Below are 16,745 nucleotides of genomic sequence, written 5' to 3'. Positions count from 1 at the left end.
TTTTTAAAGCGCTCATCCGCGGATTCACTGAAAGGTTCTTTCACGAACGTTACAAACGAACTGCCAACCCGGCAGTTTTTTGTTGCGCACCTTTTGCCCAAAGGTGAAAGGAAAAATGAATACTGTAAAAAACTGGTTTAAGAATTTGACCGTGTTTCAGATTCTCGTTTCCGGGTACGCTCTGATTACAATCATCGGCGCGATATTACTGTCGCTGCCGATTGCGAGCACATCCGGAGAACATCAGCCTTTTCTCGATGCATTATTTATTTCGGCGTCTGGAATAAGCACTTCAGGATTAACAACTGTCGATATCGGCTCCTATTACAGCAAGTTCGGCCAAATCGTGCTGCTGTGCATATTTCAAATCGGCGGCATCGGTTATATGACATTCATCATATCGCTGGCATACATGCTTAAAATGCGGCTGCCAATAATCGCAAAGGCTGTTGCGCAGGAATCCATATCCGGGCCTGATTTCAGAACACTTGGAAGATTTTTTATATCTGTTCTGGCATTTACGTTTTTTTTCGAGTTGGCAGGAGCGATAGCTCTTGCGATGCTCTGGAAAAAAGATTTTCCAACAAGTCACGCAATTTATCTTGGAATTTTTCATTCCATAAGCGCTTTCTGCACGGCAGGATTCGGTCTCTTTTCTGACAGCCTGATGAAATACAAATCAAGCATCACTATGAATATCACCATTGATATTTTGTCCATCATCGGCGGCATTGGCTTTATCGTGCTTTATGATTTTTGCAGCTACATTTCAAAAATGGTCAAACATCAACGGCCGCGAAGATTGTCGATTCATTCAAAGTTAATCATCATCGTTTCAACTTTAATAATGCTGCTGGGAACAATTATAATTCTTTTCGCCGAGGAGTGGCCGAGCGATATGAGTTTCAAAGAAAAACTTATGCTATCGAGTTTTCAGTCGATATCCGCATCCACTACTGACGGATTTAACTCTGTTGATGTCAGCGCAATGAATCCGAGGAGTCTGACGTATATTATGTTTCTTATGTTTGTCGGCGCGTCGCCGGGCAGTACGGGCGGAGGAATAAAAACTTCTACGCTTGGTCTGATTATTGTATTTCTCTGGTCGCATCTGCGAAATACAAAAACAGATATTAGTATTTTCGAACGCAGAATTGTGCCTGAACTTATTTACAGAGCCTTCAGCGTTTTTAGCTGGTTTATTCTTATCATTACCGCTGATGTGATTATATTATCCGCAACTGAAAAAACATCTTATCTGCATACTCTTTTTGAAATTGTTTCCGCTCTGGGCAACACCGGTTTGTCTATGGGCATAACTTCAGGCCTAAGTCCTGTTGGGAAAGTCATACTAACGATAACAATGTTCATCGGACGAATTGGACCTTTGGCAGCAGGCTTTTTCCTGATTGGCAGACAAAGACCTGTTCTCTATGAATATCCGGCAGAAACCGTATTTGTGGGCTAAACAACTTTTATTTTTCTAAAAATTGTGTATAATTTTACTTATGTATGACATAAATGACACAATTATCGCGGTATCGAGCGGAGCGACTCCTTCCATAAAGAAAATCATACGCGTCAGCGGTGATAAAACTTTTGATTTATTAAAGTCATTGGCCGGCTGTGATTTAAGAAAACAAAAAACCATTACGCCGGTTCATATAGATTTCGACGGGTTGGGAGTTGAATGCCTGATTTATTCTTTCGTCTCTCCGCATTCATATACTGGCGAAGACACCGCAGAAATTCACATCTGCGGATGCGATGAAATAATCGAAAAACTCTTCGCGAAATTTCTCGCTTCCGGATGTCGGGCGGCACTTGCGGGCGAGTTCACTTACAGAGCCTACGTCAACGGCAAAATAGATTTGTCACGAGCCGAGGCAATCGCTGAAATCATCGAAAGCTCAAATCAATATCAGCTCGCAGCGGCACAAAAACTTTTCGGCGGCTCAATAGAAAAAAAAGTTTCGCAAATACGAAAAGATATTCTCGAACTGTTAAGCCTTATCGAAGCAGGTTTGGATTTCAGTGCAGACGATATCGAAATCATCAGCAAAGATAAAGCAAAAGAATCCGCAGAAAAAATCCTAACCGACCTTAATGAACTACTCGGCGGCTCAATAACTTTCGAACAAATTTCACAAGCACCAACTGTCGTAATCGCAGGCGCGGCAAACGCGGGCAAGAGCAGTCTTGTAAATGCGCTGCTGGGCGAAAACAGGAGTATTGTTTCCGACCAGAGCGGAACAACACGAGATGTTCTCGAACACTGGCTTGAACTTGACAAGTGTGATTGCGTGCTTGTCGATTGCGCGGGCGTTATTACAAAATCAGACGATACGCTTCAAAATCTCGCAAATGAGGCGGCAAAAAGAGCTGTACAAAATTCCGATGTTTTGATTTTCTGTGTTGATTCATCAAAAGAAGAGTATGCGGAAGATTTGGAAATTATAAAAAACATAGTATGTAGGGGCGAACCTACGTGTTCGCCCACTGGGCAGGCACATAGGTCTGCCCCTACAATATTCCTTGCGACAAAATGCGATTTACCAAGCAACCAAAATAAACTCGAAACAATATTTAAACAAAAATTTTTGCAGACAAGTGTAAAAAACAAAACCGGTCTTGATGAATTAAAGAATGCCATTGAGCAAAATATCATCAGTCAAACCGCGGCGTCATCAGAATCGCACGATAAAACAGCTCTTACGCAAAGACATAAAGCAGCAGTCAGCGATGCGGTAAAAAATATTGAAAACGCAATCACAGAAATTCAAAACGGCAACGAAGAAATCGCGGCGGCTGTTTTGCGGGCGGCTTTACAGAATTTATCAAAGTTAGAAACTGAACATATCGACGAGGCGATTCTCGATAATATTTTTTCACGTTTTTGCATAGGCAAGTAACTTGGCCACAGAGCTCACAGAGAACACAGAGGTTTTTGTTTTATTTTTTTAACCACGAATAACCACGAATTAACACTATTTATTTAAACGCTGATTACACTGATGACACTGTTTTTTTAAACCACATAAATTACCCCTTCTGTTTTGTCCCTTACAAGGATGGAAAAAATCTGAAGATTCAGGGGCTTTCGCTTCGCTTCAGCAAAGTTTTTTCTTGTAATGAAAACCGCTTTTGTTATAATGCAACATTGTTGCAACAATAATATGATGAAATTATCACGAAAAATCGTTGTTTTTATCGCATTAGCGGTCTTTTTGCTTAACGCCGCCAATGTTTTTCTGTATATCCATCTTGCTGAACACTCACACGATGAAGGCGGACACGATGAACATCACTGTCCTATCTGTCAGCAGGCAGCAGTAAATAAACCACAGGCGGTCATCTTAAATGACACCGTCAGCTTCGAACTGCCGCCGATTGTTCATACAAATCTTTGCAAATCAGAAATTTTTATACAAAATTCAGATTTTCGCATTCCATATCTTCGGGCACCTCCGAGCTTAGCATAGAATATCCAATTCAATAACTTAATATCCCGCCCAAAGGCGGGATGACGCGTTGTCGTACCGACAACGGCTAAACAACGTGGATTTCCCTTATAGGGTTTCCGCTATGTTCCAAATTTTATTAAAACCAAATTTATATGGAGATATTTTATGTTAAGAAGAAGTTTTTGCGCAATCATAGTTTCGTTGGCAACCATTCTGTTTGTTTCATCTGCGGCATACTGCCATGAACATATTTTTGTCGGCGCTGATAATAACCAGCTTTTAATTTATGAAGTACCTTCAGTTATCGAACTGATACCGACAGGCGACTATATCGGCGATAAACAAATTTATGTCGCTGAACTCGACTGCTGGCATTCAGCGGAAGAAGATTATCGACTTGATAACAATGATAAAGCAACAACGCCGGGTTGGCTGATTTCTCTTCAGCGAGTCAGTTATTCTGACCCGATAAATTTCTGGATGGAAGACGAATCCACAACACTTGAGATTCTGACTTCAAATGGTTCAACTTACAATTTCGATGCTCCGGCATGGGACGATGAAGAAGGCTGGTATTTTCATAATCATACAGAGTTTCTTGCTCTGGCATCCGGCGCGGGCGAGACGTTTACCGCAACATTTAAATTGTTCGACAACGGAACAACTGATTTCGCTGATTCTGCAGAGTATACGCTGACATTCACAACTATTCCTGAACCGGCAACGCTTACATTGCTCGGCGCAGGTTTGGTTTCCGTTTTGAAACGTCGAAAGAAATAATGACGCGAAAGCATTTCAAAGCATTTACACTGGTAGAACTGCTGGTGGTGATATCGATAATCGCTATCCTGCTGGCAGTTCTAATACCGGCATTAAAGAAAGCCCGTCAACAGGCGCAAAAAATTATCTGCTCGAGTAATATGCGGCAGATGGGTGTTGCGCTGCAATGTTATTTTCAGGACAGCGACACACGTTTGCCGGATAGTTCGTGTCATATAACAGACCCAAATCAATACTGGCTGAAAATTTTATCGAAATATCTCAAACAAAATCTGCTTTTCAAGTGCCCTTCCGACACAGCAAAAGAATTCATCGACTGGAGCAAGCCGCTCGGCGCGCAGGGAAATAAAAGATGGTCGAGCTTTGCACTTAACGGCCTGCTCGATTCAAAATGCAGCAGATACAAAGGTCAATACAACAGAACACGAATGATTCCAAAGCCGCAGTATTGCATTTACGTCGCTGAAAGTCCGTCGAGCTGGACATCCTACGACCACATTCATCCGGAACAGTGGGCTGATATTCGAGAGGCAAAAGGCAAAATCGCTTACGACAGACACAGCAAGAAATCAAATTATCTTTTCGCTGATGGACACGCGGAGATATTAAAACTTGAAGATACATATAGCTGGCCGGGGAATTGTTTCTGGTTTCCGGAATGCGCACCTGTCTGGCCGAAAGATGAATAAAGGAAGATTAAAATGAAAATGATTATTATAATTTTAACTTTGATGTGCAGTATATGCGCAGCTGATTGTTCGCTCGACCATTTTTTAATCGGCTGCAATCCAGATGGTATCAACGGCACAAGCGACGATAATAAATTGTTTGTCAACTGCACGCAAAAATATCGGCACAGCGATCCGGACAACAATGGAGAAGCAACATGGCTGTACTGGCATTATCCGCTGTATTATAACTCACGTTACGACCGGTATCAGATTGGCGAGCCGGGGTTTGATGTTATCGGTGCAACTGACCCGAACAGGCAACTATCCGGAACAGCAAATGTCGATTATCGAATCATTGTCGAATGCGTTTCGATAACACCAGGATTCAAAGCAGTTGATACCGATACAATCGGCATCACACTCGACGAAGCCGGCGATTCATTTAATCACAGTGTGCTTTCGGATACGCATATTCATTTTCAATATCGCGCACCGGCATCAACGGGCGGAACTGAATTGCAGTGGATTACTTTTATTATCTATGACGAACTCGGCAAATACGAAGCATCAGAACCTTTTAGTATTGCTTTCGGGTCTGACCCGCTCGCGGGCGATTTGGTTATTGACGGCAAAGTTGATTTGGAAGATGCCGCAGAGTTCAGCTACTACTGGCTTGAAGAAAATGGCAGCAGAGAAAATGATTATTACGAACGTGCGGACGTGAACAAAGATAGCAAAGTCAATTTTCAGGATTTTGTGTTGCTTGCGGAAAATTATTTAAAATAAAAAACCCCCAGAATCCCCTGCGAGGACTGTAGTAAATCTGGGGGCTAAATATTAATTCATCGCCGTGCCGGCGACGGCTAAACAACATTGTTATTTCTGATCCTTTGCTTCAAATTCAGCGTCGATGACATCGTCGCCGCCTTTGCGGTGGACATTTTCCTGCTGGCCATCGGTTGGTTTAGGACCTTCCGGTGCCGGCTGCTGTTGTGCGCCGCCTGCGGCCTGCTGCTTCTTTGCGGCTTCTTCATAAAGAATCTTGCCAAGTTCCTGCGCTGTGGTGTTTAAATTTTCCATAGCCTTCTTTATCGCATCGCCGTCTTCGCCCTTAACAACTTCCTTCAAATTATTAACGGCAGACTCAATTTTGCCGCGGACATCGCCAGAGACCTTTTCGCCGTGCTCTTTCAAAGTTTTTTCAGTTGAGTAAACCAACTGGTCGGCCTGATTTTTCAGGTCAACAACTTCTCTGCGTTTCTTGTCTTCGGCAGCGTGAGCTTCAGCGTCCTGCTGCATCTTTTTAACTTCTTCGTCGCTCAAGCCGGAGCTTGATTTAATTTGTATCGACTGCTGTTTACCAGTGCCGAGATCTTTCGCTGAAACATTCAAAATACCGTTTGCATCAATATCGAAAGCAACTTCAACCTGCGGCATTCCACGAGGAGCAGGCGGTATATCAGAAAGCTGGAATCTTCCGAGCGTTCTGTTATCGCGTGCGAATTCTCGTTCGCCCTGCAGTACGTGAATATCAACCGTTGTCTGACTATCGGCAGCGGTAGAGAAAACTTCTTTCTTGCTTGTCGGAATAGTCGTGTTGCGTTCAATCAATTTTGTCATAACGCCGCCGAGTGTTTCAACGCCTAACGAAAGCGGAGTAACATCCAGAAGCAGAATATCTTTTACGCCCGCGTCGCCGGCAAGTACTGCGCCCTGTACCGCTGCGCCAATCGCAACAACTTCATCAGGATTCAGACTCTTGTTCGGCTCTTTCTTGAATAAATCGCGAACTATATTTACAACTTTCGGAATTCTTGTTGAACCGCCGACGAGCAGAACTTCCGCAATGTCAGACGGATTCATCTTCGCATCGCTCATCGCTTTTATGCACGGGTTTTTCAATCTCTCGAAAACCGGCTCGGCGAGCGCTTCGAACTTGCTGCGTGTAATAGTAACCTGTAAATGTTTCGGGCCGGAAGCATCGGCTGTGATGAACGGCAGATTTACAGTCGATTCGACCTGGTTCGAAAGTTCACATTTCGCTTTTTCAGCAGCTTCTTTCAGACGCTGATGAGCCATCGGGTCTTTGCGAAGGTCAATGCCTTCAGTTTTCTTGAATTCATCGGCAAGATAATTAATCAACACTTCGTCAAGGTCGTCGCCGCCAAGGTGCGTGTCGCCGTTGGTACTCAATACTTCAAAGACGTTGTCGCCAATGTCAAGAATTGAAATATCGAACGTACCGCCGCCGAAATCGAACACAGCGACTTTTTCGTTTTTCTTTTTCTCAACGCCATAAGCCAAAGCAGCGGCTGTCGGCTCATTAATAATTCTTTCGACCTTCAAACCTGCAATCGTGCCGGCGTCTTTGGTAGCCTGACGCTGGGCATCGTTGAAATAGGCCGGAACGGTAATGACCGCTCTGTCAACCTTTTCGCCGAGGTAATCTTCAGCGGTTTTCTTCAAATCCTGCAGAATCATCGCTGAAACTTCAGGAGGTGTATATTCTTTACCTCTGACGTTGACTTTTACCAGCTCGGCAGCCCCGCCGACAACTTTGTACGGAACAGTCTTTTCTTCAGCGGCAACCTCATTATGACGGCGGCCCATAAACCTTTTTATAGAAAAAACGGTATTTTCAGGGTTCGTTACCTGCTGATGCTTGGCTATCTGGCCAACAAGGCGTTCACCCTTGTCAGTAAAACCTACAACTGACGGAGTAAGCCTGCTGCCGGAGGAGTTAATCAACACTTTCGGTGAAGTGCCTTCCATCACGGATACGACCGAGTTGGTTGTTCCTAAATCTATACCTATTATCTTTGCCATAGTTTGTGTCTCCTTAGACTACCTTTAGACTATTTAATGTTACATCTCTATAAAGTGCAAACTATGTGCCAGCATTGGGAAAATTTGTAACATATTACAAAATAAAGACTTGTAAATTTTGCCGAATTAAGATACAAGTGCCATTTTGGCAGATGTGCCGCAGAGTTTACAGTTAATGTAATGCTGAACGCCCAGAGGCGTCGATAAAGGCTCATTAAAACATTTTTGTACTTTATCAGGATTTTTTATTTTGATATTTTACATTTCCTTATAATATAAGCGAAATAGTTGAATTCTTTTGGCGTGTCAGTTTTATTTGAAAGGAACGGAAAGAGATGCCAAGTATTGTAAATGCTCTTGTAGCGAAACGAATTTTCTTAACCAAAGGTGTCGGACGACACAGATATCAACTTAAATCCTTCGAGGAAGCGCTGCGAGATGCGGGCGTTGCGAACCAGAACCTTGTTCAGGTTTCGTCAATTCTGCCGCCAAAATGCAAAATTATCAGTAAGGATTCAGGCCTGAAAGAACTTGTGCCTGGTTCAATCGCGTTTTGCGTTATGGCAAGATGCGATACAAACGAACACGGCAGATTAGTCGCAACCTCAATTGGTATAGCCGCTCCAAAAGATAAGAATAACTGGGGTTACTTGAGCGAAGTTCACGGCCACGGTATGAACGAACAACAGGCCGGCGATATGGCTGAAGACTTGGCGGCCGAAATGCTCGGTACGACTTTGGGTATGGAAGTTGACCCAAACAAAGCCTGGAGCGAAAAAGAACAGGCATACAAATCCAGCGGACTGTTCATCAGAACATCGAACTGCACACAGGCAGCCAGAGGACAAAAAGGCCTTTGGACAACAACAGTAGCAATCGCTATGTTCATATTTGAGTAATCAACAAATAGCCACAAAGACACCAAGACACGAATAAATTGAAGATTGAATATTGTAGATTGAAGATTGTTGTAAATATCTCGCCGAAGGCGTTCCTTAAATCTTCATTCTTCAATCTTAAATTTTAAATGACTTGGTGCCTTTGTGTCTTAGTGGCAACAATATTTCGGAGAAATAAATGAAGAAATATAATTTCGGCGACCTGCCAAAAGAATACTCAAATTATAAAGACGCGAAAATAGTCGTTCTGCCGGCACCGTTCGACGCGACAAGCACGTGGATTAAAGGCGCAGACAAAGGGCCGGGCGCGATTCTCGAAGCATCGGCGAATATGGAAACCTACGACATCGAAACCGATTCGGAAGTTTACAAGCAGGGAATCTTCACAGACAAACCAATCAAAGAAAAAAAATCCGCTGACAAAATGGTTGCCGAGCTGAAAGCAAGAACGCTCACGCACATTCAAAACAAAAAATATGTCGTAACACTCGGCGGCGAACATTCAATCAGCGCAGCATCAATTCAGGCGCACGTCGAATCATTCAAAGATGTTTCAGTGATTCAGTTCGATGCGCACGCAGACCTTCGCGAAGAGTATCACGGCACAAAATACAATCACGCATGCGTAATGGCTCGCGCTCGTGAAATCGCGCCTATAGTTCAGGTTGGAATCAGAAGCGGTGCTGTCGAAGAAGCAAAAGCGATGAAGCAAAAGAACGTTTTCCTCGCACAGGATATTTATGACAATGACAAATGGTTCAACAAATGTCTGAATATGCTGACGAAAAACGTGTATCTGACTATCGACCTCGATGCGTTCGACCCATCGATACTGCCGTCAACAGGCACGCCGGAGCCGGGCGGTTTGGGATGGTATCAGGTTATGAAATTCCTGCGGCTGCTGATGACAAAGAAAAACGTCGTTGGGTTCGATATCGTCGAGCTTTGCCCGAATCCAACCAACAAAGGCTCTGACTTTTTGACCGCAAAACTAATCTATAAACTGTTGAGCTATAAGTTCGAACTATAAAAATGTCCAGAATTTTCAAAGATTTTTTGCATAAAGGCCGATAATAAAGAAATAGTTCCCCGCTTTCGCGGGGATGACACATTTTTTTATGAAAGGATTTACTATGTGTGCATGCGGAAGTTGCGGATGCGGAAAAAAGAAAGTCGCTAAAAAGAAAGTTGCAAAGAAAAAAGTCGCAAAGAAGAAAAAATAACACCTTTGCTTTCTAAAAAATGAAACGGCCTTTAGGAATTTCCAAAGGCCGTTTTTGTTTGCGCAAAAGAGATTGCTTCGCCAAAAGGCTCGCAATGACAAAAATGTCATTTTGTCAATTCTACAGTCGCTGTTGCTTTAATCGACATCGGCATTGTCATACCCTGCGGCATATCCTGATTAGGTTCCATTTTCATCATACCTGAAAAGTTCATCGTCATATCAGTTTTCTTTGTCATACCGGTTTTTACATCGACTTCGCTTGTACCGTTGATTGTGCCGGCAAGCTGCATTGACATCTTATTGTTCGGGTCAATCACTATCGGCTTGGAAGAGTCGCCCATATCCATTTTCGATACCATATCAATCGTCGCGATGCCGTCCTTAACGCCCTTGAGCATATAAGTAGTATCGATATCAATCGGCATCATAAAATTCATACTCTTTGTATCGTACCAGCTATCGCCAATCGCGACCGGCTCGGCAGGATACATATTCATCATATTGCCGGTAAGTTCCTTGACCTGATCTTCATTGAACATCTTGCTGATAATATCGCCCATCGGCTGCGAGTTAGCATCGCCTTTTATTTTTTTCATCATCTCCGACAGGCCACGGATATCAGATGTTTCGCCGGTTGGTTTGATTTTCATTTGGAATTCACTGCCGACCATAGCTGCGAACATATCAGCCATCATTTTTTCGTGCGGCGGGGTGTTGGCGTCGGCTGATTTAGGCTTTGTCGAGTCGAACTCCATTTTGCCCATCGGGCCTTCCATACTCATTTTCATAGATTTGTATGACATTTTGACATTCATATTGCCGTTGGCATCAACACCGACGCAATCGAGGCCCAGAACCATTTCCTGCGTTTGCTTCATTTTGAATTCCGACCCGTTCATTGTCTGGGACATGTCCTGTACCTGGGTTATCTTCATTTCGTGGGAGTCCCCTGCCTTTAGACGAAGTTTCAGGTCCACCTTATCTGCCGCAGAGCAAACTGTTGCCAGCAGAATCACCACACTTAATACCGAAATCACTCTTTTCATTTTTAGCTCCTTAATAAAAAAGTTGTCTATAATAATATATCCAATAAACTTGATTTTGTTACATAAAATTTATATTAAATTTCGCTTTAAGCAAACACGGCGTAATACCACTACAAATATTAACCAAGCGATAACTATCAAACATATTATCGATAAAGGATTTACATACGGCAGCGTAATATTTTTGCGTGTAGCCGTGAAAAAGGCCATTGTCGCTGCCCAAACTGCCGTGAAAACAATTATTGCCGTAAACATCATAAGCACCGGTATTTTGTGCAATAGTAAACGGAGAGCCATCATAAGCGGTATTATAAACAGAGGAATAAAAAATAACCTTATATCCAATGGATTAAATCGTACCACCTCATTTGACACGGTAAGTGCCGGCATAATCGGAGCAATCAATTTCGTTAATAAAGCCAAACCGGAAGTTAAAAGCATAATAAGTATTGTATCGGCGACTATTACCACAAATAACGCCCAGAACCTTTCTCTTCTGCCGCCATTAATAAGCATCGGCGAATGAATTGGCAGGTACGCTTGGATCATAATTATTCCCGGTATTACAAATAATATATTGCCTATGCCGCGAGACATATAACATATCCCCAACCATATCGACATGGTAATAACAAAAGAAATCGCACCCCATTTTCTCTGCGAGAAAAAAAGAGCGAAGGCTTGATATAAACTGCCCCAGATATATCGTTCAAAGTTAGGGCCGGCATTCGTAATTCGTTTAATAAAAAATGCTTCCAACGCAGGAGAGATTTTCCAGTTATCTTTTTTTGCGGCAATTTTGCTTTCAGTATAAATTTTTATTCTTTGCTTGTTCCACGCATCAAAGAAGCTAAGCCAGAATCTGCCGCAATATTTTCTTGCGATGTCATTTTTATTCCAATGCAGATACGCCAGAACATTGACGAAAACGCCGGCAAAAATAATAGCCAGCCATTCTTTTACAATAATATACTTAATAATTTCCGGAATATTAAATTCTCGCGACAAGCCGGACAAACCTATAAATCCAATTGTAGCAGTCCAACTCGGAAAGCGGAATACAACCCATGCGCCGAGCCAATATAACATTGTACCGGCCATAGTCATAGAAAACGCTGTCGTTAATATATCTGCAAAATTGGGGGCGGGGTAAAACAGAAAAATTATCAGAAACAAAAATTCCACAGCAAAGCAAATGGAAAACAAATACTTCACCGGAATTTTATGATGGCCGGGTAGACAAAACGCGAAAGGTTTTGTAATTATCTCAACCGGTATTGAAGCTGTAAACAATCCGAAGAGATAACACCAGATGAGAACGCCTTCAAATATGCCTGTGCCGCCCTTGATTGCAAATATAATAATTGGAACAAGCGAACCAATAAAGCCGAGCCAAAGCAGGCGAACGTGTATCCGTTGATACAGATGTTTCAAATTAATCGCTAAAATCGACATAGTAAAATCCTTCGTTATCCGCAAACTACGATTTTATATAAATCATCCAAAGGCAGTGTTTTGATTTCTATTTCACAGTTAATATTTTTTGCAGCACTACGCAGTTGTTCTTCCGTATTATCCTGCACAATTATTACGGCTTTGTTACCGTTTCGTTCGCATTGTATGACATTTTTAAAAGGCAATTGGCTCGGCAGAGAACCATTCAAAGATATAAGCGTGAATTTCAGGAACTCTTCGCGCAAACTATCGAAACTGCAATCACGAATAATTTGCCCTTTCTGCATAATGATTGTATGGTCGATAACTTTTTCGACATCGCTTAAAATATGCGAGGAAATTATTATCGTTCTGTTTCCATCCTGAATCAAATGCAATAACAAATCAAGAAACCGGCCTCTTGCCAGCGGGTCGAGAGCGGATGCGGGTTCATCGAGAATTAATAATTCAGGATCGAAACCAATCGCGAGTAATATCGCAAGCTGCTGACGCTGGCCGGGCGACAATGAAGCAACTCTTTTATCCAGCGGAATTTCAAAGTCGGCAACGAATTTTTCTTCAAGTTGATGATTCCAGTTTTTGTAATAAGCGCTGACATATCGAATCAATTGTTCTGAAGTCATCCAGCCGAGAAGCTCGCCTTCCTGATGGACGTATCCGATTTTTCCGAGTTCAATGGGAGAAAGTTTTGCGGCGTCAGTTCCAAAAGTTTCGCACGTGCCTGCATCGGCAAGATACAAACCTATGATATGTCGAAGCAGAGTACTTTTCCCACAGCCGTTTGCGCCGAGCAGTCCGATGATTTGACCGCGAGAAATATCGAGGTTGATGTTGTCGAGTGCATTAATTTTTCCGAACCGTTTGGAAAGGCTGCGTATTTGAACAATGATATTTTCGTTATTCATTTTTATCCCCTTCATTGGCGGAGTTGAACTGACGGAATTGTTTTTTGAAATATTCTGCGGCCTGTTCTTCGGACAAGCCAAGCTGGATAGCGGTAACTGCGGCTTTGTTCATAATGCTCTCGAGCATCTGGTCTTTGATTTGTTCCCTGTTCTCATCCTTAATTTTGGCTGCAAAAAGCCCGATGCCCCGTCGTCTTTCGACGAGACCCTGCGTTTCGAGGAGTGAGTAAGCCTTGCTGATAGTCATAGGATTGACTTTCAGCCGTGTGGCAAGTTCGCGGACGGTTTCGAGTTGGTCGCCCTCTTTCAGGTCGCCAGTCATAATCTGCTGACGGATTTGGCGGACTACCTGCTGGTAAATCGGTACGCCGCTATGATGATCTATTTCCAATAACATGAAATTTAATCCTTTTGTATTACTGTATTACTTAACTAATACACTTATCGAATTTTGTCAATAGAAAAGTTTAAAAAATTTATGAAAACCTGACAAATATGTTAAAAACCCTGTTTTCAGTACTGAAAACGCAGAAAACTAAAGAAATGACTCCTGACACCGTTTTTCCCCTAACAAAAACATTACATTAAATTTACCAATATTTAACTACCTTCCCATAAAACCCTAACATCCTATCTATATTATACCAGCCAGATGTTGAAGAAATGATTTATGAACAATTTTTTGGAGAAAGAAAACATGAAGAAGTTAGTAAGTTTGTTAGTTCTTGTTCTGGCGGTTAACTCAATGGCAACAACAATTCAGATTACCGAATGGATGTACAAAGGTACAAATGGAGAGTTTGTGGAATTCACAAATCTCGGCAGCACAGCAATCGATATGACCGGCTGGAGTTATAGCGATTCCGATGCCGCCGCCGGCGACCTTGACTTGAGCATATTCGGAATAATCGCACCGGGCGAATCGGTAATATTGACAGATGCCGATGCAAGTGCCTTCAGAACCGCATGGGGACTGTCGGCAAGCGTGAAAATTCTCGGCAGCAACACTAACAGCAATCTCGGCAGAGCTGATGAAATTCATCTTTACGATGCCTCCGAAGCTGAAATCGATTTACTTATTTTTAGTGATGCCGCTGGCAAAGGCCCCCGCACAGAAAACAAAAGCTGCACAATACCACAGGCAGATTTCGCATCGACAACGGCTTCAAGCAGTTGGGTTTTGTCTTCAGTCGGTAATAATGGTTCATGGGCAAGTACTAGCGGCGATATAGGTAATCCGGGATACAATAATTACACCATTCCGGAACCTGCAACAATCTTCATCCTCAGTGCCGCAACCATGATTTTAAGATTCAGAAAAAGATAATCATACAGCGAATTGAAAGGCAGTAAGATGAAAAAAGTTTTGATTACACTCGTAATTCTTACAGCAGCAGTAAATGTTTTTGCTGCGGGCGAACTTGTCCTGAACGAATTCAACGCGGTCGGTTCTGAAAAATATCTCAAAACAGATTTATATGCAGATTCTACAAACGTTGATGCGTACTTTCAGGAAATGGCCGATGGTTTGCACTCGGACAAAATGACCGGCACACTGCTCAACGGCAGAATTCAGGGCAACGGCGGAGACTGGCTTGAATTCGTTGTAACGCAGGACCATCTTGATATTCGCGGCTGGCAAATTAGCTGGGCAGAAACCGATACACTCGAAGCCGATGAAGCAGACGGAACAGATATATGGTACGGCAACGGAAATGTCGAGCAGGGAATTTTACAGTTCTCGCAAAGTTCAGTATGGAGCAATCTGCGAGCAGGCACGATTATCACCATCGTTGATGAATCTTATATCTACGTTGATAAAGATAATCAGAACAGAACGTATAATGTCGGACCAAGCACGGGCGATGCGATTATTAATTTGAACACCGATACAAGTTTCGATCCGGACGCAAACGACTGGTGGATAAACGTCAGCACAAAAACAGAAGACGCTTCATCAACACCGCTAATTACGTCCGTACACAATGTTTTGAATCATTCTCAATGTGACTGGGGCTGTGGAAATGACGCATGGCAGGCACAAATCAACGACGCACAAGGCGACCTTGTTTGGGGGCCTGTTGGCGAAAACCTCGGAACTGAATACTGGGGAGGCGGCGGAGTTAATTCAAAAGAAGCAGCAAGAATCGAAACGAATCCTTCATCTGCGATAACAGGTGCGAACTTCGTCGATGCAGACACAAGCTCATTTGGTTTGCCGAACAGATGGAACAGTTCCGAAAGCATACAGGATTTTTCTGTTATTCGTGCATGGTACAACCCGCCTGCCGATTGTGCGGGTGCGATTGCGATGGGATTCAAAAATTATTTCGATGTAAATAATGATTGTTATGTGAACTTTAAAGATTTTGCACAATTCGCTGAAAACTGGATGGATTGCATCAACCCTGCGGATTCATCCTGTTCAAAGCCCTGGCTGCAATAAACGATACTTTAATTTTCTAATTTTGCAACCTGTATGCTGCTCTTCGGAATGGCATACAGGTCTATTTTAAAATGAACTATGACAGGATTAATATGAGAGATAAAAAAAATATTTCACATCACGCATTCACACTTGTTGAACTTCTTGTGGTAATTTCAATTATCGCGGTTCTGCTGGCGGTGATAATGCCGGCGATGAGTAAAGCAAGAGCATTGGCAACCGCGCTGAAAAGTATGTCGAATATGCGGCAGTGGGGAATAGGAGCGATTGCGTTCGCTGAACAAAATAACGGAGTTCTGCCGTGGGAAGGAAACAAGGATGAAAACTTAGGTTCGGTTTTTAAAAACGACGACTGGTGGGCAAACTCAATTCCGAAAATGCTTGGCCAGCAATCATATCGACAAATCAGTGAAGCGGCGATAGCAAATAAAGCAACCGTCCCCCTGCCGCCAAATAAGGATTCTATTTTCGTTGACCCGGCCGCAAAATATCCACAGGGCTTTACAAAAGACGCTGTGATTTTTTATGACAGCAGCGCAAATTATGAATATCAACTGTTCTTCTGTTATGTTTGGAATTCGGAATTAAATAACGGCCCGACGGTGAGTACAAAAGATGATATCGAAAATGTCAAACTCGTAAATATTAAATCATCCGGCCAGACCGTACTAATGCTCGAAATGCGAACGACAAGTGAAGAGCTTAATAAAAAAGATTACGATTATTACAAAACACGGCCGTTACTCGGCAGGCATCGCGGCGACTGGAAACGGTTTGCCAGAAGACATCTCAACGGCGGCCATATGGTATTTTGCGATGGACACGCGGCGAGAGTCAAATACGATTACGCAACTACAAACTCGGACAACTCACGCGATCCAGACTATCGCAGCGGCAACTGGAACAAACCCGGCCTTATCTGGAATGCTTTCGGGCCATCAATAAAATAAATCAAAAACCGTGTTTTCAGTATTGAAAACACAGGAAAACCAAAAAAATGACTCCTGGCACCGTTTTTCCTGTCAGCG

16 protein-coding genes are annotated in these 16,745 nt (G+C 42.9%); 11 read left to right on the top strand and 5 right to left on the bottom strand.

Going from position 1 to position 16,745, the window contains the following annotated elements:
• The first annotated feature begins 115 nt into the window (after positions 1–115).
• The 6 genes from LLF92_01825 (at position 116) to LLF92_01800 (ending at position 5,701) form a co-directional block, all read left to right on the top strand.
• Positions 116–1,468: a hypothetical protein gene (locus LLF92_01825; protein ID MCE5339854.1), complete on the top strand. Its 1,353-nt coding sequence runs from the start codon at positions 116–118 to the stop codon at positions 1,466–1,468.
• Between the two features lie 40 nt (positions 1,469–1,508).
• Positions 1,509–2,912 carry a tRNA uridine-5-carboxymethylaminomethyl(34) synthesis GTPase MnmE gene (gene mnmE / locus LLF92_01820; protein MCE5339853.1) on the top strand — a complete coding sequence of 468 codons (1,404 nt, stop codon included), beginning with the start codon at positions 1,509–1,511 and terminating at the stop codon, positions 2,910–2,912.
• Between the two features lie 264 nt (positions 2,913–3,176).
• Positions 3,177–3,482: a hypothetical protein gene (locus LLF92_01815; protein ID MCE5339852.1), complete on the top strand. Its 306-nt coding sequence runs from the start codon at positions 3,177–3,179 to the stop codon at positions 3,480–3,482.
• A gap of 147 nt (positions 3,483–3,629) precedes the next feature.
• Complete coding sequence (locus LLF92_01810) at positions 3,630–4,244, top strand: PEP-CTERM sorting domain-containing protein (protein MCE5339851.1); 615 nt, start codon at positions 3,630–3,632, stop codon at positions 4,242–4,244.
• Positions 4,244–4,933 (top strand): prepilin-type N-terminal cleavage/methylation domain-containing protein, encoded by a 690-nt coding sequence (locus LLF92_01805; protein ID MCE5339850.1) that lies wholly within the window; start codon positions 4,244–4,246, stop codon positions 4,931–4,933. Before LLF92_01810 ends, LLF92_01805 begins: the two co-directional genes overlap by 1 nt.
• 12 nt (positions 4,934–4,945) lie before the next feature.
• Positions 4,946–5,701 (top strand): dockerin type I domain-containing protein, encoded by a 756-nt coding sequence (locus tag LLF92_01800; GenBank protein MCE5339849.1) that lies wholly within the window; start codon positions 4,946–4,948, stop codon positions 5,699–5,701.
• A 90-nt stretch (positions 5,702–5,791) separates the two neighbouring features.
• On the opposite strand, the gene dnaK is transcribed toward LLF92_01800, so the two are convergent.
• A complete protein-coding gene (gene dnaK / locus LLF92_01795) occupies positions 5,792–7,741 on the bottom strand; it encodes a molecular chaperone DnaK (protein ID MCE5339848.1) in 1,950 nt (649 codons plus the stop codon).
• A 335-nt stretch (positions 7,742–8,076) separates the two neighbouring features.
• Between dnaK and LLF92_01790 the strand changes: the two genes are divergently transcribed.
• Together LLF92_01790 and speB are read left to right on the top strand one after the other, a co-directional pair.
• On the top strand, positions 8,077–8,640 hold the full coding sequence (locus LLF92_01790; GenBank protein ID MCE5339847.1) for an arginine decarboxylase, pyruvoyl-dependent: 564 nt from the start codon (positions 8,077–8,079) through the stop codon (positions 8,638–8,640).
• Positions 8,641–8,818: 178 nt separating this feature from the next.
• Positions 8,819–9,670, top strand: coding sequence for an agmatinase (speB, locus tag LLF92_01785; protein ID MCE5339846.1), 852 nt, complete (start codon positions 8,819–8,821; stop codon positions 9,668–9,670).
• 299 nt (positions 9,671–9,969) lie between these two features.
• Here the strand turns inward: speB and LLF92_01780 are convergent, their stop codons facing one another.
• The 4 genes from LLF92_01780 to LLF92_01765 form a co-directional block, all read right to left on the bottom strand.
• Positions 9,970–10,911 (bottom strand): DUF6263 family protein, encoded by a 942-nt coding sequence (locus LLF92_01780; protein MCE5339845.1) that lies wholly within the window; start codon positions 10,909–10,911, stop codon positions 9,970–9,972.
• Between the two features lie 69 nt (positions 10,912–10,980).
• Positions 10,981–12,366 (bottom strand): hypothetical protein, encoded by a 1,386-nt coding sequence (locus LLF92_01775; protein ID MCE5339844.1) that lies wholly within the window; start codon positions 12,364–12,366, stop codon positions 10,981–10,983.
• Positions 12,367–12,380: 14 nt separating this feature from the next.
• Positions 12,381–13,271, bottom strand: a complete 891-nt coding sequence (locus LLF92_01770; GenBank protein ID MCE5339843.1) for an ABC transporter ATP-binding protein — start codon at positions 13,269–13,271, stop codon at positions 12,381–12,383.
• Entirely contained in the window at positions 13,264–13,668 is a 405-nt protein-coding gene (locus LLF92_01765; GenBank protein ID MCE5339842.1) for a GntR family transcriptional regulator, read from the bottom strand. Before LLF92_01765 ends, LLF92_01770 begins: the two co-directional genes overlap by 8 nt.
• Positions 13,669–13,968: 300 nt before the next feature.
• Between LLF92_01765 and LLF92_01760 the strand changes: the two genes are divergently transcribed.
• From LLF92_01760 to LLF92_01750, 3 genes are all read left to right on the top strand, one after another.
• Positions 13,969–14,598 carry a lamin tail domain-containing protein gene (locus LLF92_01760; protein ID MCE5339841.1) on the top strand — a complete coding sequence of 210 codons (630 nt, stop codon included), beginning with the start codon at positions 13,969–13,971 and terminating at the stop codon, positions 14,596–14,598.
• A 27-nt stretch (positions 14,599–14,625) separates the two neighbouring features.
• On the top strand, positions 14,626–15,717 hold the full coding sequence (locus LLF92_01755; protein MCE5339840.1) for a hypothetical protein: 1,092 nt from the start codon (positions 14,626–14,628) through the stop codon (positions 15,715–15,717).
• Between the two features lie 92 nt (positions 15,718–15,809).
• On the top strand, positions 15,810–16,667 hold the full coding sequence (locus LLF92_01750) for a type II secretion system GspH family protein (protein ID MCE5339839.1): 858 nt from the start codon (positions 15,810–15,812) through the stop codon (positions 16,665–16,667).
• Positions 16,668–16,745: the final 78 nt, after the last annotated feature.

This window comes from Planctomycetaceae bacterium (assembly GCA_021371795.1).
Lineage (GTDB): Bacteria > Planctomycetota > Phycisphaerae > Sedimentisphaerales > UBA12454 > UBA12454.
The sequence above is the reverse complement of the archived record's forward strand: the minus strand, read 5'-3'. Positions and strand labels throughout refer to the sequence as shown.